General features: G+C 71.7%; 21 protein-coding genes. 11 read left to right on the forward strand and 10 right to left on the reverse strand.

Annotated elements, in window-relative coordinates:
- Positions 1-129 precede the first annotated feature (129 nt).
- Together ACIGXM_RS15890 and ACIGXM_RS15895 are read left to right on the forward strand one after the other, a co-directional pair.
- On the forward strand, positions 130-1,035 hold the full coding sequence (locus tag ACIGXM_RS15890; RefSeq protein WP_396561099.1) for an oxidoreductase: 906 nt from the start codon (positions 130-132) through the stop codon (positions 1,033-1,035).
- A gap of 170 nt (positions 1,036-1,205) precedes the next feature.
- Positions 1,206-2,162, forward strand: a complete 957-nt coding sequence (locus ACIGXM_RS15895; RefSeq protein ID WP_396561101.1) for a serine hydrolase — start codon at positions 1,206-1,208, stop codon at positions 2,160-2,162.
- Between the two features lie 360 nt (positions 2,163-2,522).
- Here ACIGXM_RS15895 and ACIGXM_RS15900 read toward each other — a convergent pair whose 3' ends face one another.
- Positions 2,523-2,675 carry a hypothetical protein gene (locus ACIGXM_RS15900; protein ID WP_396561103.1) on the reverse strand — a complete coding sequence of 51 codons (153 nt, stop codon included), beginning with the start codon at positions 2,673-2,675 and terminating at the stop codon, positions 2,523-2,525.
- Positions 2,676-3,157: 482 nt separating this feature from the next.
- Between ACIGXM_RS15900 and ACIGXM_RS15905 the strand changes: the two genes are divergently transcribed.
- Together ACIGXM_RS15905 and ACIGXM_RS15910 are read left to right on the forward strand one after the other, a co-directional pair.
- Positions 3,158-3,916, forward strand: coding sequence for a hypothetical protein (locus tag ACIGXM_RS15905; protein WP_396561105.1), 759 nt, complete (start codon positions 3,158-3,160; stop codon positions 3,914-3,916).
- The gene (locus ACIGXM_RS15910; protein WP_396561107.1) at positions 3,913-4,419 is read left to right on the forward strand and encodes a DUF302 domain-containing protein; all 507 of its coding nucleotides are present in this window, start codon (positions 3,913-3,915) and stop codon (positions 4,417-4,419) included. Before ACIGXM_RS15905 ends, ACIGXM_RS15910 begins: the two co-directional genes overlap by 4 nt.
- Positions 4,420-4,593: 174 nt before the next feature.
- Here ACIGXM_RS15910 and ACIGXM_RS15915 read toward each other — a convergent pair whose 3' ends face one another.
- Complete coding sequence (locus ACIGXM_RS15915; RefSeq protein WP_396561109.1) at positions 4,594-4,929, reverse strand: hypothetical protein; 336 nt, start codon at positions 4,927-4,929, stop codon at positions 4,594-4,596.
- A gap of 195 nt (positions 4,930-5,124) precedes the next feature.
- A complete protein-coding gene (locus tag ACIGXM_RS15920) occupies positions 5,125-5,793 on the reverse strand; it encodes a TetR/AcrR family transcriptional regulator C-terminal domain-containing protein (protein WP_396561111.1) in 669 nt (222 codons plus the stop codon).
- A 62-nt stretch (positions 5,794-5,855) separates the two neighbouring features.
- On the opposite strand from ACIGXM_RS15920, the gene ACIGXM_RS15925 reads away from it, so the two are divergent.
- Both ACIGXM_RS15925 and ACIGXM_RS15930 read left to right on the forward strand, forming a co-directional pair.
- The gene (locus ACIGXM_RS15925; protein ID WP_396561113.1) at positions 5,856-6,659 is read left to right on the forward strand and encodes a proline hydroxylase; all 804 of its coding nucleotides are present in this window, start codon (positions 5,856-5,858) and stop codon (positions 6,657-6,659) included.
- A gap of 24 nt (positions 6,660-6,683) precedes the next feature.
- On the forward strand, positions 6,684-7,739 hold the full coding sequence (locus tag ACIGXM_RS15930; protein WP_396561115.1) for a threonine/serine dehydratase: 1,056 nt from the start codon (positions 6,684-6,686) through the stop codon (positions 7,737-7,739).
- A gap of 216 nt (positions 7,740-7,955) precedes the next feature.
- Here ACIGXM_RS15930 and ACIGXM_RS15935 read toward each other — a convergent pair whose 3' ends face one another.
- Together ACIGXM_RS15935 and ACIGXM_RS15940 are read right to left on the reverse strand one after the other, a co-directional pair.
- The gene (locus ACIGXM_RS15935) at positions 7,956-8,798 is read right to left on the reverse strand and encodes a siderophore-interacting protein (protein WP_396561117.1); all 843 of its coding nucleotides are present in this window, start codon (positions 8,796-8,798) and stop codon (positions 7,956-7,958) included.
- Positions 8,799-8,868: 70 nt separating this feature from the next.
- Positions 8,869-9,261, reverse strand: coding sequence for a nuclear transport factor 2 family protein (locus ACIGXM_RS15940; RefSeq protein ID WP_396561119.1), 393 nt, complete (start codon positions 9,259-9,261; stop codon positions 8,869-8,871).
- Positions 9,262-9,384: 123 nt separating this feature from the next.
- On the opposite strand from ACIGXM_RS15940, the gene ACIGXM_RS15945 reads away from it, so the two are divergent.
- The gene (locus ACIGXM_RS15945) at positions 9,385-9,990 is read left to right on the forward strand and encodes a PadR family transcriptional regulator (protein ID WP_396561121.1); all 606 of its coding nucleotides are present in this window, start codon (positions 9,385-9,387) and stop codon (positions 9,988-9,990) included.
- 123 nt (positions 9,991-10,113) lie between these two features.
- Here the strand turns inward: ACIGXM_RS15945 and ACIGXM_RS15950 are convergent, their stop codons facing one another.
- The gene (locus ACIGXM_RS15950; RefSeq protein WP_396561123.1) at positions 10,114-10,833 is read right to left on the reverse strand and encodes a TetR/AcrR family transcriptional regulator; all 720 of its coding nucleotides are present in this window, start codon (positions 10,831-10,833) and stop codon (positions 10,114-10,116) included.
- A gap of 271 nt (positions 10,834-11,104) precedes the next feature.
- Here ACIGXM_RS15950 and ACIGXM_RS15955 point away from each other — a divergent pair, with 271 nt between their 5' ends.
- Positions 11,105-11,962 carry an alpha/beta fold hydrolase gene (locus tag ACIGXM_RS15955; protein WP_396561125.1) on the forward strand — a complete coding sequence of 286 codons (858 nt, stop codon included), beginning with the start codon at positions 11,105-11,107 and terminating at the stop codon, positions 11,960-11,962.
- A gap of 126 nt (positions 11,963-12,088) precedes the next feature.
- On the opposite strand, the gene ACIGXM_RS15960 is transcribed toward ACIGXM_RS15955, so the two are convergent.
- The 3 genes from ACIGXM_RS15960 to ACIGXM_RS15970 all read right to left on the reverse strand — a co-directional run bounded on the left by ACIGXM_RS15960 (position 12,089) and on the right by ACIGXM_RS15970 (position 14,944).
- Entirely contained in the window at positions 12,089-12,868 is a 780-nt protein-coding gene (locus tag ACIGXM_RS15960) for an SDR family NAD(P)-dependent oxidoreductase (RefSeq protein WP_396561127.1), read from the reverse strand.
- Positions 12,869-13,144: 276 nt separating this feature from the next.
- The gene (locus ACIGXM_RS15965) at positions 13,145-14,059 is read right to left on the reverse strand and encodes an ABC transporter substrate-binding protein (RefSeq protein WP_396561129.1); all 915 of its coding nucleotides are present in this window, start codon (positions 14,057-14,059) and stop codon (positions 13,145-13,147) included.
- Positions 14,060-14,215: 156 nt separating this feature from the next.
- Positions 14,216-14,944, reverse strand: a complete 729-nt coding sequence (locus ACIGXM_RS15970; protein WP_396561131.1) for an SDR family NAD(P)-dependent oxidoreductase — start codon at positions 14,942-14,944, stop codon at positions 14,216-14,218.
- A gap of 452 nt (positions 14,945-15,396) precedes the next feature.
- On the opposite strand from ACIGXM_RS15970, the gene ACIGXM_RS15975 reads away from it, so the two are divergent.
- The 3 genes from ACIGXM_RS15975 to ACIGXM_RS15985 all read left to right on the forward strand — a co-directional run bounded on the left by ACIGXM_RS15975 (position 15,397) and on the right by ACIGXM_RS15985 (position 17,976).
- Complete coding sequence (locus ACIGXM_RS15975) at positions 15,397-15,777, forward strand: nuclear transport factor 2 family protein (protein WP_396561133.1); 381 nt, start codon at positions 15,397-15,399, stop codon at positions 15,775-15,777.
- 304 nt (positions 15,778-16,081) lie between these two features.
- Entirely contained in the window at positions 16,082-16,507 is a 426-nt protein-coding gene (locus tag ACIGXM_RS15980; RefSeq protein WP_396561135.1) for a PPOX class F420-dependent oxidoreductase, read from the forward strand.
- A gap of 92 nt (positions 16,508-16,599) precedes the next feature.
- Complete coding sequence (locus ACIGXM_RS15985; RefSeq protein ID WP_396561137.1) at positions 16,600-17,976, forward strand: cytochrome P450; 1,377 nt, start codon at positions 16,600-16,602, stop codon at positions 17,974-17,976.
- Positions 17,977-18,259: 283 nt separating this feature from the next.
- Here the strand turns inward: ACIGXM_RS15985 and ACIGXM_RS15990 are convergent, their stop codons facing one another.
- Positions 18,260-18,856, reverse strand: coding sequence for an HDIG domain-containing metalloprotein (locus tag ACIGXM_RS15990; protein ID WP_396561139.1), 597 nt, complete (start codon positions 18,854-18,856; stop codon positions 18,260-18,262).
- Between the last annotated feature and the right edge of the window lie 109 nt (positions 18,857-18,965).

The raw sequence follows: 18,965 nt of genomic DNA on the forward strand, positions 1-18,965 counted from the left end.
GTCCAACGGCTGGGCGACGACGGTTCGTTCCCGATGTGGATGTGACGTTTCGCCCAGCTCACGACCTGTCGCAGCACTCCGCGACCACCCATACTCGGGACCTGACGAACCAACGGGCGAAGGAGCACGGTGAGCGCAGCGGCGGCGGCAGGAACCTGGAAACTCGGGGACCTGGAGGTGAACCGTGTCGGCTACGGCGCGATGCGGCTGACCGGCAACGGAATGATGGGGAACTCCGACGGCACGCCGATCGACCGCGATGCCGCCGTTCGCCTGCTGCACAGCGCGTTCGAGCAGGGCGTCAACCACATCGACACGGCCGCCTTCTACTTCTCACCGCTGCGGTCCGCGAACGAGCTCGTCAACCGGGCCCTCTCGTCCTGGCGCGACGACGTGGTCGTGGTGACCAAGGTCGGCCCGGGGCGCGATCCCTCCGGCGAGTGGCTCACCATGGCCCGCCCCGAGCAGCTGCGCGGCCAGGTCGAGGAGAACCTGCGCCAGCTCGGCCGGGACCATCTGGACGTGGTGAACCTGCGCCGCAACGGCCCCGGGACGGCCTCGATCGCCGAGCAGTTCGGCGCCCTCGCCGAGTTGCGCGAGGCGGGCCTGGTCCGGCACCTCGGGCTCTCCAACGTCCGGCCGGAGCACGTGGCCGAGGCCCGGGCGATCGCGCCCGTGGTCTGCGTGCAGAACTCCTACGGCCTGGACCTGCGCGGCGCCGACGAGAGCGGGTTGGTGGACCTCTGCCGGGAGCAGGGCATCGCCTTCGTCCCGTTCTTCGCCGTCTCCGGCCTGCGGCGCGAGGCGGCCGCGGCCCGGGAACAGGACGCGCGCGTCCACGCGGTCGCCCGCGCCCACGGCGCGACGCCGGCCCAGGTACGCCTCGCCTGGACGCTCCACCGCGGTCCGCACGTACTGGCCATTCCCGGGACCACGAACCCGGCGCACCTGGCCGAGAACATCGCCGCCGGCGCCCTGCGCCTGACCGGGGAGGAGCTGGCCCTCCTCGGCAAGCCGGACCGGGGCGCGGCCTGAGACCCGGCGAGTGTCCGGGTCCCGGGCGGAGGTGGCAGCCGCCACTGAGCCGATCGGCCGATCCACCGCTCACTGACGCAACGTCAGCGGGAGTTCGCGCGTGATAACAGAAGCGTGATCAACACGCACGGCACGCATGCCGCTCGAACTCCCAGAAGGATCCCCTTCCGATGACAACCTTCGAGTCCCACCCCATACGCCGCCCGCTCGCCAGGCTGGCCGCCGGAACCGCGGTGACGTTGCTGGTGTCAGCCGTGCCCACCGGCGCACAGGCGGCGACCGGTTCCGCACCGCAGCAGGGCTACTGCTCCTCCGCGCATGACCCGCGGCTCGCCGCCCGGCTCTCCTCCGACATCGGGAGCGCGCTGGCCGGCCGGAAGGACACGGTGGCTTTCGCGGTGACGGACGACACCACCGGTGTGTCCTGCGCCTTCCATGCCGATGAGCACTTCGACTCGGCGAGCGTCGTCAAGGTGACCATCATGGGTGCCGTGCTGCGCCGGGCCGAGGACGAGCACCGCTACCTGACCGACTGGGAGGACGGCAACCTCCAACAGATGATCACCGCGTCCGACAACGACGCGGCCACCGCGCTGTGGCAGAGCCTGGGCATGCCCCGTCTCCAGTCCTTCCTCGAGCTGGCGGGGATGAAGGACACCCAGTTGGGCGCCGACGGTTACTGGGGCCTCACCCAGATCACCGCCGCCGACGAGATGAAGGCGCTGGACGTGTTCACCGGCAACTCGAACGTGATCACGCCCGCGGCGAAGGCGTACGGCCTGGGGCTGATGAGCCAGGTGGAGGCCGACCAGCGTTGGGGCACCCCCTTCGGCGCGCCGGCCTCGGTCACCGTGCACGTCAAGAACGGCTGGTTGCCCCGGGCCACCCACGGCTGGCGGGTGCACAGCCTGGGCATCTTCACCGGACCCGGCAAGGACTACCGGATGGCGGTCCTGACCCAGGACAACCCCGATGAATCGGACGGGATCGACACGATCCAGGCGATCGCCGCGGTGGTTCACCGGGATCTCAACGGTGGTGTCGGCGGGGTCGCGCCGCGGGCGCCGCGGGCCGAAGCGCCCGAGACCTCCGACGGGTCCGCGCCGTTCGGGCCCGTCGCCGGCTGACGCCCGCGCGCCGGTCGCGGGATCGGGCGGACGAGGGGTCAGGCGGGGGACTCCGGTAGCCGGATGGCCCCGGCGAGGCGGAGCACCCCGATGGGGAGCGGCGGGCGGAGCCGAACCGGGACGTGCCGGGTTGGATGGCTCGCCGGGCGCCGGAGAGGCCGGGGACGTCGACGTCCCCGGCCTCGAGGGCGTCGGTCAACTCGCCGAGGGCCGTGCCGCAGGTCACGAGGGCCGGGCAGCCCCGGGCTTCCTCGGCGCCGGCTCCAGGCGGCGCCGGCTGGTTCGCGGCGGATCTTCAGCGTGGGAAGCAGGACGGGCCGTCACCGGTGATTCGGTGACGGCCCGTTGCGATCGGGGAGTTCACGCGGTCAGGTTGGTCAGGGCCTGGCGGGCGCGCTGGGTGGTGCGCTCGGCTCGGTTCTTGAGTCGGGCCGCGCGGATGAGGCGGTACTCCTCGGCCGCGCGCAGACGCTCGTCGATCGTCGCCCGCGCCGCTTCGAGTTGGTAGGTCATGGTGCTTCCCCCTAGTGGCGGGTGATCCGTCGGCATCACCGTGATACCAGTCCCGGAGGCCACCCTCAGGTTTCAAATCATACACCAGATCGCGGATGTCACCTTTCATTTTCCGTTCTGTTCAGGAGATCGCCTGCTGATCGAAGGCTCGATGTCAGTCGCGGCCGAGCTCGGCGAGCGCGGCCGGCAGGCGCCCGGTGTCACGGGGACGCGGTCGGGGAGAAGCCGAGCAGGTCCGATCCCTGCGGCGTCCGTACGTACAGGACACGCTTTCCGCTACGGGTCCGCGTCGTGTTCCGTCCGGCCGGTCTCGACGCGGCGTACGCGCGCCGGTTCGTCACCGACTTCCTCGGCAGCGGCGGGGCCGGCCGAGGACCCGTGGCGGTCGATCTCGATGCCGAGGTCCGCCGCAGCGGTTGCGTGCCATTCCCGCTCCCTGCACGCTGACGGCCATACGCATCGCGACGGAAAGCACCCGGTCCATGAGTGACGAACTCCTCGATCTGGCGATCGCCACCACCGGCGGTCAAGAACTCTGGGACACCCTGCGTGGCCTGAAGATCGACATCTCCATCGGAGGCCCGATCTGGGCGACGAAGGGCTGGCCGCCGGAGAAGACGTTCGACCAGCTCCTGACGCTCGACACGGTCGGAGAGCACATCGTGTTCAGCCCGTTCACCCGTCCCGACCAGCAGATGGTCTTCGACGCCGCCACCGACAGCGTCACCATGCGGACCCTCGACGGCGAACCCGTCGAGACCCTCGCCCCCGCACGTGCCGGCTTCAAGGGAATGCTGCGCAACAGCGCCTGGGACGCCCTGCACCTCGGCTACTTCCTGGGCTACGCATGCTGGAACTACTTCACCACACCGTTCCTGTTCACCCGTCCAGACGTGCGGGCCCGCGAGATCGAACCGTGGCATGAGGCCGGGCAGACCTGGCGGCGCCTGCGGGTGCGCTTCCCACCGGAAATCGCCACACACAGCCCCGACCAGGTGTTCTACTTCGACACCCTCGGCGCGCAACGCCGCATGGACTACGTCGCCGAGGTCAACGGCAGCACCCTCGTCGGCCACTACACCAGCCGCTACCGGAGTTTCGACGGGCTGCTCGTGGCGACCCGGCGGAGGGTCTTCCGCCGGAACCCCGACAACAGCGTCAACCTCAACCTCCCCTCCATCACGCTCGACATCCACGGTGTCGAGCTCGTCCATTCCGACCGCGAACAGGCACAGCCATGACTACGGACAATGCCGTCATCGACCACCCAGCCCGGCGGCTGGTCGTGGCGCTTCCCCAGCCCTACGACACGGCGCGCGAGCACTACGAAACCCTCGTCCCCGAGACTGATTTCCACCGCTTCTTCCAGATGGCCTCCTGGCAGGCCACGCTCGAGCTCGCCGAGATCAACGCCCCACACGGATTCATGCGCTACCACCGCGACGACATCACCGCCCTCATGGCCGGCTCGTCGTCCCCCTGGAAAGCCACCCAGTACCTGATGGGCAACCACACCATCGCCGAGCGCATGTTTCGCCACGACCCGTCAGTCATGCTGCACGCACCGCTGCGAACCCTGCTCTACGAGGACCCCGACGGTGACACCAAACTCGCCGTCGACCAGCCCAGCCTGCTGTTCGCCAGCTACGGCAACCCGCGGATCTCCGAGGTCGGCCGCGAACTCGACGCCCTCCTCGCCCAGTTGGTCACCCTCCTCGGCGGCGACGTGCCTCCCCAGCTGTGACTCGACGTGGCCGACCGGCATGGCGCGGCCGGGCGACGGGATCGCACCAGGGCGTGCCCGATCCGCCGCCGGCGCCCGCCGCTCCGCAGCCCACCGTTCGGCGGGACGCTGCCGAAGGCGAGGTGGTCGACGACGGCCGCGTGGCGGCTTGGCGTCTGCCGGCTACGGCGGCGGTCACCAGGGGCGGACGAGGACGAGGCCGATCTTGCCGGGCCGTACCGCGTGCTCGACGGCGTCGGCCAGCTCGGCCAGGCCGTACGTGGCGGCCACGTCGAACTGGTCGGTGAGCGCCAGCGCGATCTGTCGCGCGGTGGCGACGTCGGATCGCCGCTGTTCGGTGGAGGCTTCGGACGGCCACCGGCCGATGTTCCTGCCGCGCACCGTCAGCGACTTGCTCAGCAGTGTCGACGCGTGCACCGAGATCGGCTCCTTGGCGATCAGTCCGTAACTGACCAGTTTCCCGCCCGGTGCCAGCAGGTCCAGGAGGCTCTTCTCGCACGAAGTACTCATTCTGATGTCCGACGCACCTTCGATCCGGCAGCCGCCCCCGCGTGTTGTGCCCTGTCCAGGGCCGCCGCGGCGGCATCGCGGTGCCGGCGCCGCCAGGCCCCCTTCACGCTCGCCGTGCCAGGGGCGGCGAGCAGCCGCGGGGAGGCGGTGATGCCGGGCGGCACCGGGTCCTGCTCGGCCGGAGTGGGGGAGCGGTCACCGGTTGGTCCCTGTGCGCAGGCCGTCCCGGACGGGGTCGGCGGCGTGGATGAGCTGGCGGAGCGCGCCGAAGTAGACCCCGTGGTCGACCACGGCGGGCAGGATGGCGGCGAGGTGGCCGGTCAGCACCGGGAACTCCTCGGGGTCCAGCGTGGCCAGTGCCCGCCGGGTGGCGGCCTGGGCGGCCTTCGGGTCGCGGTGGTCGACGAAGCTCGCGCAGCCCAGGGTCAGCAGGTACAGCCGCCGGTAGCAGCCGATCGCCTCCTCGGGCGTCATACCGGCCGCGAGGGAGCCGGCGAGCTGCGGTTCGACCAGGCGCTTCAGCAACTGCGGGCCGAGCCAGGGTCGGCCACCGCGCAGGGCGACCAGGCCCGGATGGGCCGTCAGCAGCTCGTACAGTGCGGTGAAGCGGGTCTCGGTGGCGCTCGCCCAGTCCGTGTCCGCGGCGACGACCGGGAGCTGGGCGGCGAGCTGGTCGGTGACCAGGTCGAGCAGGCCGGCCAGGTCGGTGCAACGGCGCTGGAGCGAGGCCACGGAGATGTCCAGCGCGGCGGCCAGGGTGCGGAAGCTGAGCGCGCCGGGGCCCTGCTGATCCACGATCAACAGGGCTTGCTCGGCGATGCGTTCGGGAGTCGCGAGGTCCAGGGAAGTGGATTGCCTTGGCATGTGAGTCAGCGTACGGTACGGCGTATCGTCACGGTAGGCTTCCATCTCCTCACGGAGGCGACATGCCCCGCACCACGGCGCTCGACCCGCTGTTCACCGCCGTGAACACCGCGGCCTTCACCGACCGGCACCTGGCCAACCTCGCCGCCGGCACCCTCGCCGCCGTCCGCGTCCCCGACTTCCTCGACCGGCGGACCTGCGCGGGCGCGCTGGCCGCGTTGGGCCGGCTGCCCACCGCCGACTACGCCCCGGCCCGGGTGCCCACCCCGATCGTCCGCTTCGGCCCGGCCCTCAACGACTACCGCGACCAGGACGGCCGGCTGGACGCCGACCGGTACTGGTGCGACGCCGAGGCCGCCCGGGCGGCCTGGCACCGGGCCGGGATGCGCCCCGACCCCGTCGCCGTCTCGCTGGCCCGGCTCGGCTCCGCCTGGGGCGCTGCCGTCACCCCGGCCACCATCGGCGGCCGGGCGGTCTTCGGTGGCACCCTGCGCGAGATCAACGCCGGCGCGCTGGTCCACTACGACGACCTGAACCGCGAGTTCCCCACCGGCCTGTTCGACCAGGAGACCGTCGCCCAGCTCGCGTTCAACGTCTGGGTGGCCGTCCCGGTCACCGGCGGGGCGACCACCGTGTGGCGCCACCGCTGGGAGCCGGCCGACGAGCGTCACCGCCAGGCGTACGGCTACCGGCCCGAGACCGTCGAGCACTGCCAGCGGGTCAGCCTGCGGCCGGAGCACGGCGACGGACTGCTGTTCAACCCGGCCAACTTCCACGCGGTCGAGCCCTGCCCCGGGCAGCGACGGATCGCCTTCGCCTTCTTCCTCGCCCTGACCACCACCGGCCAGCTCATCGCCTGGTCCTGACCCTCTCCCAGCAGGAGCAACGAAGTGCACCAGCTCACGTACGGCGACATCAAGGCCGCCACCGACCGGATCGCCGGACGCATCCGCCCCGTCACCCTCGCCCCGGCCGACCCCGGCGCGATCCGCACCGCGCACCGTGACCCGCTGGACGACCGTCCGGAAGAGCCGTGCGAGGTGTGGCTGGCGCTGGAGTACATGCAGCACACCGGATCCTTCAAGGCCCGGGGCGCGCAGAACTTCATCCAGGCCCACCGCGACGCCGACACCCTCCCGGACGCCGGGGTGACCATCGCGTCGGGCGGCAACGCCGGACTCGCCTGCGCGTGGGCCGCCCAGCGGCAGGGCGTCACCGCCACGGTGTTCCTGCCGACCACCGCCCCGGCGGTGAAGGTCGCCAAGCTCCGCGGCTTCGGCGCCGACGTGCGCCTGGTGGGCGCGGAGTACGCCGAGGCGCTGGCCGCCTGCGAGGACTTCTCCGCCGCGACCGGCGCACTCGCCTCGCACGCCTACGACCACCCGCTGATCGCCGCCGGGGCGGGCACCCTGCTGGAGGAGATCCGCCGGCAGGTCCCCGGGCTGGACACCGTGGTGGTCGCGGTCGGCGGCGGCGGCCTGTTCGCCGGCGTGGCCACCGCGGCCCGGCGGCACGGCATCCGCACCGTCGCCGTCGAGCCGGAGAACTGCCGAGCGCTGAACGCCGCCGTCGAGGCCGGTCGCCCGGTCGACGTCACCGTGGACTCCGTCGCCGCCGACTCCCTCGGCGCCCGCCGCACCTCCGCCATGGCCCTGCACGCCGCCCAGCAGGAGGGCGTCCACTCCGTACTCGTCCCGGACGCCGAGATCGTCCGTGCCCGCCAGGCCCTGTGGGACCACCGCCGGGTGGCCGTGGAGCACGGGGCGGCGGCGGCGCTGGCCGCACTGACGGCTCCGCCGCACCACGTTCCCGACCGGGACCTGCCGACCAGGCCCGCCGCGCCGAGCCGCGGCTACCGGCCGGGCAACGGGGAGAAGGTCGTCGTGGTGCTGTGTGGAGCGAACACCGATCCCGGCGACCTGGTGGAACAGGCGGCCGGGCTCTGACCCGACCGGCAGCGCGAAGAGGGCCTCCGGGCGACGACCGTCCGGCTGCCCCCTCCCGTCGTCTCCGCCAGGATGCCGCCAGGTGGGACAGCGGACCACGTGCCGGGCCCGACCCCGTGATCGCGGACCGCGCCTCGCACGCGATCCGCTCCCACCTGCGGAACACCACCGCGCGGTCATCCTCGTCCGGATCCGCGGATGACCGAGGAGACAGGCCTAGTCGGCCCGCTCCTGCTCGGCCTCCACCTGGGCGTTCCACTCGCGCTTGGTCGCCCGCCAGGCCTCGTCGCTCTGGCCGAACCGCCAGTAGCCCGAGATCGACAGCCGCTCGCGCGGGATGCCGTGCTCCATGCGCAGCCGGCGCCGCAGCTCCTTCACGAAGCCCGCCTCGCCGTGCACGAAGGCGGACACCGTGCCGGTGGGGAAGTCCAGCGCGCCCACCGCCTCGATCAGTGCCTCGCCCACCGGGCGCTCGCCGCGGTGCAGCCAGTTCACCTCGACGCCGGCGGGTGAGACGATCTTCTGCTCCTCCGCGGCGTCCGCGATCTCCACGAAGGCGTGCACCACGGCGTCGGCCGGCATCCGCTCCAGCGCCGCGGCGATCGCGGGCAGGGCGCTCTCGTCGCCCGCCAGCAGGTGCCAGTCGGCGGCCGGGTCCGGGGCATAGCCGCCGCCGGGGCCCAGGAAGTGCACCGTCTCACCGATCCGCGCGCGGGCCGCCCACGGTCCGGCCAGGCCCTCGTCGCCGTGCACGACGAAGTCGACGGTCAGCTCGCGCAGCCCCGGGTCCCAGGCCCGCACCGTGTAGGTCCGGGTGAGTGGCCATTGCTCACGCGGGAACTCCTCGCGGATCCGCGCCAGGTCGAAGGGCTCCGGGTAGCTCACGCCCTCGGGTGCGAAGAGCACCTTGATGTAGTGGTCGGTGAACTCCGTGGCGTCGAAGGTCTCCAGGCCCGTTCCGCCGAGGACCAGACGCACCATGTGCGGCGTGATCCGCTCGGTGCGCACCACCTGTGCTCGGCGGGCCTGCGGTGTCCTGCGGGCCGGTTGGTCTGCCATGGGGTCCCCCTGGGCTACGTCGATCCGATAGTTAGGCTCACCTAAGTTAGCACCCTGGGTCGGGTCGCGGTCAGTGTCCGGCCGCCTCCTGGGCGATCCGGTCGAACTGGGCGCCCATCGCCTCGGCCAGCGCCTGCGCGGCGGAGAGCGGGCGGACCATGACGGTGAACTCGTCGATCTTCCCGTCCTCGTCGAAGTGCAGGAAGTCGCAGCCGTGGATCTGCCGGCCGGACACGGTCGCGGTGAAGACGAAGGCGTGGTCGTGGCCGCCCGGGTCGGCGATCTCGCGAACGTAGCGGAAGTCCTCGAAGACGCGCAGTACTCCGCGCAGGATCGCCGCGGTGATCGCCCTGCCGGGGTAGGGCTTGAAGGCGACGGGGCTGGTGAAGACGACGTTGTCGGCCAGGAGGGCCTCGATGGCCTGCTCGTCGCGGTCCTCGACGGCCTTGCGGAACGGGTGCACGGGGCAACCTCATATTCAACTAGTTGAATAGGTGTATCGAGGAGTATGAGGCTGGTCGGCGCCGGGAGTCCAGGGCTGATCGGTCGCTGCCTCGCCGGGACAGCCGGGTGCTAGGTTGGCGGGATGGCTCTGCGTGACGCGGTGATGGCCGCCCTGTTGGAGGGCGAGGCATCCGGTTACGACCTCGCCAAGGGGTTCGACGCGTCGGTGGCCAACTTCTGGATGGCCACGCCCCAGCAGCTCTACCGGGAGCTGGAACGGATGGAGCGTGACGGGCTGATCCGCGCCCGTGTGGTCGAACAGCAACGGCGCCCCACCAAGCGTCTCTTCTCGCTGACCGAGGCCGGTCTCGCCGCCGTGCGCGACCACACCGTGGCGCCTGCGACAAGGCCGACCACCATCCGCGACGAGCTGCTGGTCAAGGTCCAGTGCGTCGACACCGGGGACGCGGAGGCCGTGCGCGCGGCGATCACCGAACGCGTCGCGTGGGCCACGGCCAAACTGGCCCGGTACGAACGCCTCCAGGCCCGACTCCTGAACGGCCGCAGCGAGGACGACCACCTCGCCGACGCCGAGCGCATCGGCCCCTACCTCACCCTGCTGCGGGGCATGGAGTTCGAGCGGGAGAACATCCGCTGGGGCGAACTCGCGGTGCGGGTCCTCGACCAGCGTGCGTCGACCTCACTGCCGGCGCCTGGACCGACCGGCGCGGTCACGGGGCCTGGCTGACAGTTCCCGCCGGGCAGCCGGAGGCTGAGCCGGCGAGGCCGGCTCGGTCGACCTCGCCGGCCATCGCGGTGCTCCGCCGGCCGCGACGGACCAGGGTGCTGCGCATTCCCAGGAAGCTGAGGGCTATCCGCCCGTTGACCTGGTCGGCACCGACGCCGGGCTGGGCCGGCCTGGGCAGTCGTCCGCAAGCCGTCGCTTGGTGGCTTCGGCGGGCCGGACGGTGGCGTCTTCGCGCAGGGCCGCGCGGGTGAGGGTGGTCGCGGTGCGCACGGCGCTGGCGATGGCGGCGTCGGGGTCGAGCCCGCACAGGTCGGTGAGGGTGAAGAGGGCTTCGGCGCTGATGACGATGGCGAGGTCGTGCTTCAGCCGGGCCAGGGCAGCGGGGTCGGTGGCGCCGAGGGTCTCGGCCAGAGGGGCGAGTGCGTGGTCCACCAGGCCGAGGCGCAGGGCGGGACGGGCGCTGGTGGCCCCGGGGCGGGTGATGGTGGCGGCGATCATGGTGCGGGTCGCGCCCTGGTAGGTCAGCACCAGGCGCAACAGGTGCTCGGTCGCGGCGGCGATGCGTTCGACCGGGTCGCGGGAGTCGGTGACGGCTGCCAGCGCCCGCTCCGGGGTGGGCCACTGCCCGGTCATGGCCTCCTGCAGCAGGCTGGCCAGGTCGGGGAAGTAGCGGTAGGCCGTGGCCTCGGACACCAGGGCGGCCCTGGCGACCTCCGGCATGGTCACCCCGCGGCCGGTGCGCATCAGCTCGGCCGCGGCCCGCAGGATCGCCGTGCGGGTGCGCAGCTTCTGGTCGCCGCGGCTGCTGGTGCTCTGGTGGGTCGTCGCTTCGCTCTGCTCCACGCGGCCACTGTAGCAAGGTAACTCTGATAACGAGAGGGAACTCGCATAAAGAGAGTTGCCATCTATCTTCATTGGCTGTCGTGGCGAGTCGGTCATGAACGATGTCCGCCGCCGGCCCTGGCGCCAGTCCGCGGTGGGGGCATGAGCGAGGTGGCCCTCCTGATGAGAGTTCACTTGCACAAGCGCGCGGAGGCTTCCTATAGTAATAACAGTTGACTCTCACAAAGAGAGTCGGCCGTGATCCACGTGCCCGGTTGAAGCAGCACGGGCCGTGCACACCGCCATCCGCATCGACGAGGGAACCTTCACCATGACCATCTCCACCCCCACCAGTACGACCCGCACCATCGACCTTCCCAACGGTCTGTCCGTCTCCCTCCAGGAGTTCGGCGAGAACACGGACGGCACCGGCGGGCTGATGCTGCACGGCGGCGCCGGGCCGCGCTCGATGGCCGGATTCGCCGCCGCGATGTCCCAGCACGCCTACGTGGTCGTGCCGACCCACCCCGGGTTCGAGGGCACCCCCCGCCCGGAGTCGGTCGACTCGATCGCCGATCTGGCCTCGGCCTACCTGGACCTGATCGACGCGCTCGGCCTGACCAGCGTGGTGGTGGCCGGCAGCTCGGTCGGCGGCTGGATCGCCGCCGAGATGGGACTGCGCGACAACCACGGCCGGATCACCGCGCTGATGCTGCTCGGCTCCACCGGCATCAAGCCCGAACCGCCTCTGGAGATCGTGAACCCGGCGGACCTCGGCCCGGCGAAGACCGGTGAGCTGGCCTTCTTCAAGCCCGAGCTGCGCCCCGACTTCGCGGCGCTCGGCGACGAGCAGAAGGCCGCGATGGCCGCGAACCAGCGCACCCTTGCCGTCTACGCGGGCGACCCCTTCTGCCACGACCCCAAGCTCCGGGGCCGGCTGCACCGGGTCACCGTCCCGGTGCTGGTGCTCGCCGGCGAGCAGGACGGCATCGTGCCACTGGAGTACGGGCGCGCCCTGGCCGACTCCTTCCCCCGCGCCACCTTCCGGGCCATCCCGGAGGCCGGGCACTTCCCGCACATCGAGCAGCCGGGCACGGTCCTCGAGGCCATCGGCGATTTCGTCGACACCGAGGTCAGGTCCGAAGGCTGACCCCACCCGACGTCCACGTCCCGGGTACGCGACGGACCTCCCGGGGCGCGGCCGCACCGAGGAACGTCCCGGTCCCGGGCCCCGGCCGAGCCGACGTCAACAACCCGGGCGGGCGCCCCGGGTGGATCAGCCGGCCGCGACCGGTCCGAGGTAGGTGCCGCCGGAGACGTCGATGGTCTGGCCGGTCACCCAGCGCCCCTGCGGGCCCGCCAGGAAGCCCACCACGTCCGCGATGTCCTCCGGCTCGCCGAGTCGTCCGAGGGCGGTGATCGACTCGAGCTCGGCCACCGCTTCGGGAACCGTGGTGAAGCCGGCGGTCATGTCGGTCCGCACCACTCCGGCGGCGACGGTGTTCACGGTGATCCCGCGCCGGCCCAGCTCGTGGGCGAGCGACGGGCCGAGGGCCGCCAGCGCCGCCTTGGTGACGGTGTAGCCGATCTGGACGGGGGCCGCGATCCGGGTGGCCGCCGAACCCATGTTGACGATCCGTCCGCCGTCCCGCAGCAGTGGCAGCGCCCGCTGAACCACGAAGACCGGCGTGCTCACGTTGACCGCCAGCAGCCGCTCGAACTCCTCCTCGGTGAGCTGGCCGATCGAACCGACCGAGTGGATGCCCGCGTTGTTCACCAGGATGTCCAGGCCTTCCGCGCCGTGGTCCGCCAGCCCGGCGGTCAGCCCCTCGAACAGTCGGTCCACCGCGCCGCTCTCGCCGAACCTGGCCCGCACCCTGAACGCCCGGCCGCCGGCCCCGGTGATCCGGGCCACGGTCTCCGCGGCGGCCGCGTCGTTGCCGCCGTAGTGGACCGCGACCAGCGCTCCTTCGGCGGCCAGCCGCAGGGCGACCGCGCGCCCGATCCCGCGCGAGCCGCCCGTCACCAGCGCGGTCCTGCCGTCCAGTTCCCCCATGATCGCCTTCCCTCGTGAAGCCCCGGTCGAATCCGGAGACGATTCACCCTAGATGACGATATGACGAGCAGTCAGCTCAATCGCACCCCGTCCAGCGGCATCGGGAACGCCGGTCTCCGCCAGCCGGTCCCGTGCCGGTCCGGGACCAGCGCGAACGGACGGGCTCCCTGGGCCGTTCGGCCGCTCGGCCCAGGGATATCGATGACTGGTGCCGGGTGTACGCGCTGTGTGGCCCTGTCCAGCGGCCGTCCGCGTGGGCGGTCTCGAGGTGCTGACTCACCGCGCTTCGGCAGCGCCGACGTCGCCGGGCTCCTGGGAGGTGGTGGCTGCGGTGCGGTAGAACTCGGCCGCGGTGACGGCGGCGGGGAGCCCGAGTTCGCCGGCGACCGCGGTGATCGCGGCGGCGCCGACGCCGATGTCGGCTCGGCCTTCGGTGGTGAAGTACGGTGCGATGAACGTCTCGTAGTGGGCCCGGACTTCGTCTGCGGTGTGTCGGCCGAGGAACGTCTGGACGTACCGCACCGTGGTGTCGGGTTCGTTGTGGATCACCTGCAGTGCGCGGCGGTGGGCTCGTACGACGGCCTGGACCGCGGGGTCGTCCGGGTGGATGTGGGTGGGGTCGACGGCCACCCCCACGGTGGGGATCCGGAGGTGGTCGCCGACCCAGGCCAGCACCTTCCAGCCGTACTCGGCGGCCACCGCCTCCGGTGCCATGGTGCTGCCGACCAGGGCGGCGTCGACCCTGCCGTCGTGCAGCCAGCGCAGGTCCATGCCGTAGTCGCCGGGCGGGCGGACGATGGTGTGGATGTCGCGGTCCGGGTCGAGGCCGGCCCGGCGCAGCACGATCCGGGCGAAGCACCCGGGTGCGGTGTGGGGCGCGTGCACCGCCAGCCGTCGGCCGGCCAGGTCGGCCAGGGAGGTCGGGCCGGGTCGGGCGAGGAACCAGAAGAGCGGTCGGTCGGTGTTGACATTGAGTGCGACCCAGGGGGTGCCGTTGGCCAGGCGGGACAGCAGCGCCCGACCGAGCCCGATGGTGGCGCAGCGGCGCAGCCGCTCCTCGTCCCAGGAGATGCCGTCGTGCAGCGCGACGTGGACGCCCTCGTCGGCGTAGTAACCCTGCTGGTCGGCGATGTAGGCGGCCAGTTCCTCGTGCAGGCCCCGCCCGACGTAGGCGAGATCGATCGTGTACATGAACGTTCTCCCTTGATCGTGTCACCGCCGTGCGCCCGTGCGTGCCGCGAGCCCGGCCGCTGGGGGCCGTGGTGTTCAGGTGACGATGTGCCGGCTGCGGTCCGGCCGTCGGCGGACGGGAACGGCATGGCCCGGTGCGCGCGGGGGAGTGGGGCGTCAGTACATGGACATCCCGCCGTTGACCGCGGCCGTGGTACCGGTCATGAAGGCGTTGTCCTCGCTGGCGAAGAAGGCGACCGCCTGGGCGACGTCGTCCGGGTGTGCCAGGCGGCCCAGGGGGGTGGCGGCCACCTGCCGCCGCTTGTGCTCCTCGTCGAGCACATCCGCCGACATGCGGGTGTCGTCCACCGGGCCGGGCTCGACGACGTTGACCGTGATGCCCAGCGGACCCAGTTCCTGGGCGAGGTACCGGCCGAACTGCGCCAGTGCGGCCTTGGCCGTGCCCAGGGCGATCATGCCCTCCCGGGGCCGGCGGCTGAGACCGGTACCGAGATAGATGATGCGCCCCCAGCCCTGTTCGGTCATGGCGGGCAGGACGGCCTTGGTGACCGCGAACGCCGCACGCATCTCGTCGTCGAGCTTGCCGCCCAGTTCTTCCCACGTCATGTCCTGGAACGGCTTGACCACGTACGGGGTGAGCGCGTTGTGCACGAGCACGTCGATGCCGCCCCAAGCCGCCTGGACCTGCTCGATCATGCTCTCGGCCGCCGTTGCCTCGCGCACGTCGGCCCGCACGGCCATGGCCTGACCGCCTGCGGCCTCGATGCCGGCGACGACCTCCTCGGCTGCCGCGGCGCTGTGCAGGTAGTTGACCACCACGCGCATCCCTCGTGCGGCCAGGAGGCGCGCGGTGGCCGCACCGATTCCGCTGCTGGACCCTGTCACCAGAGCCACCCTGCTGGTTGCCGCGGTCATGGGACCACCCCCTGCTTGTCATCGCGGGCCGTCGGGATGACCGTCCGCAGGTGTTCATCGTCGGTGCGGGGGCGTGCCGGGCGGATCGCCCCGCGGAGCACGTGGAGGCGGCCGGCCGGCTGTTCCTCACGCCGGGCCTCGCGCGGGTGAGCCACGCTGCCCGTCGCCCTCGGAAACTTCAGAAACTGAATTCGTTTCCATGTTTTCCATGCTTGACGCCCACCCCTGCACTGTCAAGGCAGGTCTTCCAGGGGGGTGGGGGCACCTGACCGCAATGCCGTGAGTTCGGCTGGCGCGGAGGAGGAAGGGGCCTGGCGCCTGTGGTCAGGAAGCATGTCGCTGCCAGGGTTACGGTGGTCAGCAGGAGGCCGGGGCACCGGATGTGGGCCTCGTCCGACACCACTGTGATCGGAGGGAACTCGATGGGGGACCAGGAGAACCGAGCGGCGCTGGATCGGCACTGGGCAGCGTCTGCCGCGGGGGACCAGGACGCCGAGCACGAGATCTATCACGACGACGTCGTGGTCGATTATCCCCAGTCGGGTGAGCGCATCCACGGCCGCCACAACCTGCAGGCACTGCGCTCGCACCACCCGGCCAAGCTCGACTTCACCATGCGCCGGATTCTCGGCAACGGGGACCTCTGGGTCACCGAATATGCGATCGCCTACGACGGAAAACCGGTACCCACCGTTAGTGTGATGGAATTCCGTGACGGAAAGGTCGCCCACGAGACCCAGTATTTCGCGGATCCATTCCCGCCACCCGCCTGGCGCGCTCAATGGGTGGAGCTGGTGCCCTGACGGGCTGCCTGACGCTCGGAGCCCGTGACAGGATCTCGACGTCCTCGAGCTCTTCGGCGACGTCCTCGAGCTCTTCGGCGACGACCTCGAGTTCGTCGAGCGTTTCCTCGGACGGACGGACGGACGGACGGACGAACGGACGGACGTCGCGGCGAGGAGCTTGCACGGCTCAGTGGTCCCGGCCCGGGCGGGTGTCCGGCCTCGCCCCGGCCAGCTTCCGGGCATCAACCGATCGGTCGATCCGGCCGGTGCCCTGGGCGGGTTGTCCCGGCCGCGCGGGGCGGCCTGGGCCAGCATGGGCCGCATGCCTCAGATGACCGAGACCCAGTGGCGGGCCTTCCTCACCGCCGGTACCCGCACCGCCAAGCTGGCCACCACCAAGGCCGACGGCAGCCCGCACGTGGCGCCGATCTGGTTCCTGCTGGACGGCGGCGACCTCGTGTTCAACACCGGCCGGGACACCGTGAAGGGCCGCAACCTGGCTCGTGACGGTCGGGTGATGCTCTGTGTGGACGACGAGCGGCCGCCGTTCTCCTTCGTGCTGGTCCGGGGGACGGCGACGCTCGGCGACGACCTGCCCGAGGTGCGCGAGTGGGCCGGACGGATCGGCGCGCGCTACATGGGGGAGGAGCGGCGGGAGGAGTTCGCGGCGCGCAACGGCGTGCCGGGCGAGCTGCTGGTCCGGGTCAGGATCGACCACGTGGTCGCGGTGGCCGACCTGGCCGACTGAGCGCCGGCTTGGTCGTCGCGGCCGTCGGCTCTCGCTGGCGATGCCCACCGCGCGGGTGGAGAATCCGACCAGCCGTCAGAGGGAGGCCCGACATGAACATTCCTGGTCCCGGGACCCGATCGGACGGCGGGCTCGGCGCCATCGCGGCGGCAGGCGGACTGCACGGCTACCAGCTGTGGCTGCATGCCGAGTACGGGCCCGTCGTGCGGTTCCAACTCCCCGGTGCCGAGTCGGCGGTGTCGATCGCCGACCCGGTGCTGTTGGAGGCCACGGCGCACATCGACCGCCGGCCGGAGCGTCTGTTCGCCTTCCTGGAGCCACTGTTCGAGGAAGGCAACCTGCAGGTCCTCCCGGCCGACGAACACGCCCCGTGGCGTCGCCTGTTGCTCTCCGTGCTGGCCGGACGTCCTTCGCACGAACGGCATTTCGCGCGGTTCACCGCACTGGCATCGGAACTCGCGGACCGCTGGGCCGGCTTGCCCGACGGCGGCCCCGTCGCACTGCAGAAGGACCTCACCACGCTGTCCCTCCGGATGATCTGCGACTACGCCCTGGGCGGCGACAGCGCGGACCCGGACAGCGTCGTCGCCGCCTTCGAAGAGGTGCTCACCGAATACCTCGGACGGCTGTACCAGGTGCCGGTCCCGGGCACCCCGGAAGAACGCGCCCAACGGACCGGGCAGGCTCTCGCCCACCTGCGCGCCACGGTGGACCGGGTGATCGCGGTGCACCGTTCGGATGGCCGCACCGACCGCAGCGATCTGATCGGCGCACTGATCGAGGCCGGCGAGCGTCCCGCCCGGATCCGCGACACCGTCCTGGCGGTGATGCTGGCCGCCCACCACACCACCGGGGTCGCCGTCTCCTGGACCCTGCACCTGCTGGGCCGGCACCCCGAGGCCGCCGAACGCGTCGCGGACGAACTCGACCGCGTGCTCGGCGACCGCGCGGTGCCCGAGTACGCCGACCTACGACGGCTGACGTACCTGGAGATGGCCCTCAAGGAGTCGCTGCGCCTCTATCCGCCCGGCCCGTACGGTGCCCGGGAGACGGCCGAACCCCTCGCCCTCGGCGACTACGAGATCCCGGCCGGAGCGGTGGTCTTCTACCCGTTCTGGGCCGTCCACCTGAACCCCGAGCACTGGCCGGAACCGGAGCGGTTCCGTCCCGAGCGGTTCACCCCGCAGGAGAGCGCCAAGCGGCCACGGCTGGCCTGGATCCCGTTCGGACTCGGGCCACGCAGCTGCGAGGGCGCCGCCCTCGCCATGGTCGAGGCCGAACTGCTGCTGGCCGTCCTGCTCAAGCGCTTCCGCTTCCGGCCGGTGCCCGGCCACCAGGTGACCCCGATCGAGCGGTTCGTGCTCTGGGCCGCCGACGACATCCGCATGCTGGTGAGCCCGCGCGCCCCGGGACCGGCAGTGGCCCCACCAGGTCGCCCTGCTCGGCAGCCGAGGCGCTCCCCGTCGTGATCCCCTCCGCTTCGCGGCCCTGTGACCTGCTCCAGCCGTCCGACGGCCGCTCCGTGGTCCTGTGGGCGCGCGGGGCCTTCGGTGCCCTCCCCATGCGACGAGGGCGGCGAGAAGGGCAGGTGCTGCTGGAACCGGTCCGCCCGCGACGTCGGCCTGCCCGACGGCGGCTTCGACTCAGGCCGAGTCGCGGGAGAGAGCCCAGGGGAGGAGGTCGACCACCACGCCGGCACGCCCGCCTGGATGGCGGATCACCGCCGTGCGCGTGCGGGGCGCCTCGCCACCATCAGGCCAGCGGGTAGCCGTACCGTTCCCGCGCGGACGTCAGGTCGGGTTCTCCGAACTGGGCGCGCAGCAGGGCGAAGGTCTCGACCTTGGCCGCGCCGAATCGCGCCACGTACGCGGCGTAGGAGTCGGCGGTGAGGAAGGTCGGTGGCGTGGCCTTGCTGTGGAACTTGTCGGCGTACATCACGAGTTGCTCTTCGGTGGTCTCGGCGAGGTAGTCGGCCTCGGGTATGGCCAGCCCCTGCTCGCGGATGTCGTGCCGGGTGAGGCCGACGCCGGTGTGACAACTGCAGAAGCGGCGCAGGCGTTGCGGATACCCCTCCTCGCGCAGGATCTCGTGGCCGAGCACCCCGTGGCGGATGTAGCTGCGGTGGTCGAGCCGGCCGGCGTGGTCGTAGAGCCGGTAGACCCCGATGTCGTGGAGCAGTGCTCCGACCCGCACCAGTTCGGCGTCGAGTGGGAGGGCGGCACGGGCCAGCAGTTGCTCGGCGATGCCGCAGACGATCTCGCAGTGGGTGAGCACCAGGTCCAGTGCCTCGTGCGTCGGCGCGTGCTTCTCGTGCAGCGCGCGTACCTCTTCGAGGGTCGGAAGGATCATCGTGGCAGCGTAACAACCGCGCCTCGCAAGCCAGAACCTCCCCACCCCAGCCCAGCCGGGCAGGCACCGGCTCCAGGCCGGTGACCCGGCATCGTGCTCACCCCCGCCC

Source organism: Kitasatospora sp. NPDC052896 (assembly GCF_044547075.1).
Classification (GTDB): Bacteria; Actinomycetota; Actinomycetes; order Streptomycetales; family Streptomycetaceae; genus Kitasatospora.

Bases quoted from the DNA above. Each gene is read 5' to 3' on its own strand.
- ACIGXM_RS15900 (WP_396561103.1), bottom strand. From the start codon at position 2,675: ATGACCTACCAACTCGAAGCGGCGCGGGCGACGATCGACGAGCGTCTG.
- ACIGXM_RS15905 (WP_396561105.1), top strand. From the start codon at position 3,158: ATGAGTGACGAACTCCTCGATCTGGCGATCGCCACCACCGGCGGTCAA.
- ACIGXM_RS15985 (WP_396561137.1), top strand. From the start codon at position 16,600: ATGAACATTCCTGGTCCCGGGACCCGATCGGACGGCGGGCTCGGCGCC.
- ACIGXM_RS15935 (WP_396561117.1), bottom strand. From the start codon at position 8,798: ATGGCAGACCAACCGGCCCGCAGGACACCGCAGGCCCGCCGAGCACAG.
- ACIGXM_RS15915 (WP_396561109.1), bottom strand. From the start codon at position 4,929: ATGAGTACTTCGTGCGAGAAGAGCCTCCTGGACCTGCTGGCACCGGGC.
- ACIGXM_RS15895 (WP_396561101.1), top strand. From the start codon at position 1,206: ATGACAACCTTCGAGTCCCACCCCATACGCCGCCCGCTCGCCAGGCTG.
- ACIGXM_RS15980 (WP_396561135.1), top strand. From the start codon at position 16,082: ATGCCTCAGATGACCGAGACCCAGTGGCGGGCCTTCCTCACCGCCGGT.
- ACIGXM_RS15945 (WP_396561121.1), top strand. From the start codon at position 9,385: ATGGCTCTGCGTGACGCGGTGATGGCCGCCCTGTTGGAGGGCGAGGCA.
- ACIGXM_RS15910 (WP_396561107.1), top strand. From the start codon at position 3,913: ATGACTACGGACAATGCCGTCATCGACCACCCAGCCCGGCGGCTGGTC.
- ACIGXM_RS15965 (WP_396561129.1), bottom strand. From the start codon at position 14,059: ATGTACACGATCGATCTCGCCTACGTCGGGCGGGGCCTGCACGAGGAA.
- ACIGXM_RS15920 (WP_396561111.1), bottom strand. From the start codon at position 5,793: ATGCCAAGGCAATCCACTTCCCTGGACCTCGCGACTCCCGAACGCATC.
- ACIGXM_RS15925 (WP_396561113.1), top strand. From the start codon at position 5,856: ATGCCCCGCACCACGGCGCTCGACCCGCTGTTCACCGCCGTGAACACC.
- ACIGXM_RS15960 (WP_396561127.1), bottom strand. From the start codon at position 12,868: ATGGGGGAACTGGACGGCAGGACCGCGCTGGTGACGGGCGGCTCGCGC.
- ACIGXM_RS15990 (WP_396561139.1), bottom strand. From the start codon at position 18,856: ATGATCCTTCCGACCCTCGAAGAGGTACGCGCGCTGCACGAGAAGCAC.
- ACIGXM_RS15975 (WP_396561133.1), top strand. From the start codon at position 15,397: ATGGGGGACCAGGAGAACCGAGCGGCGCTGGATCGGCACTGGGCAGCG.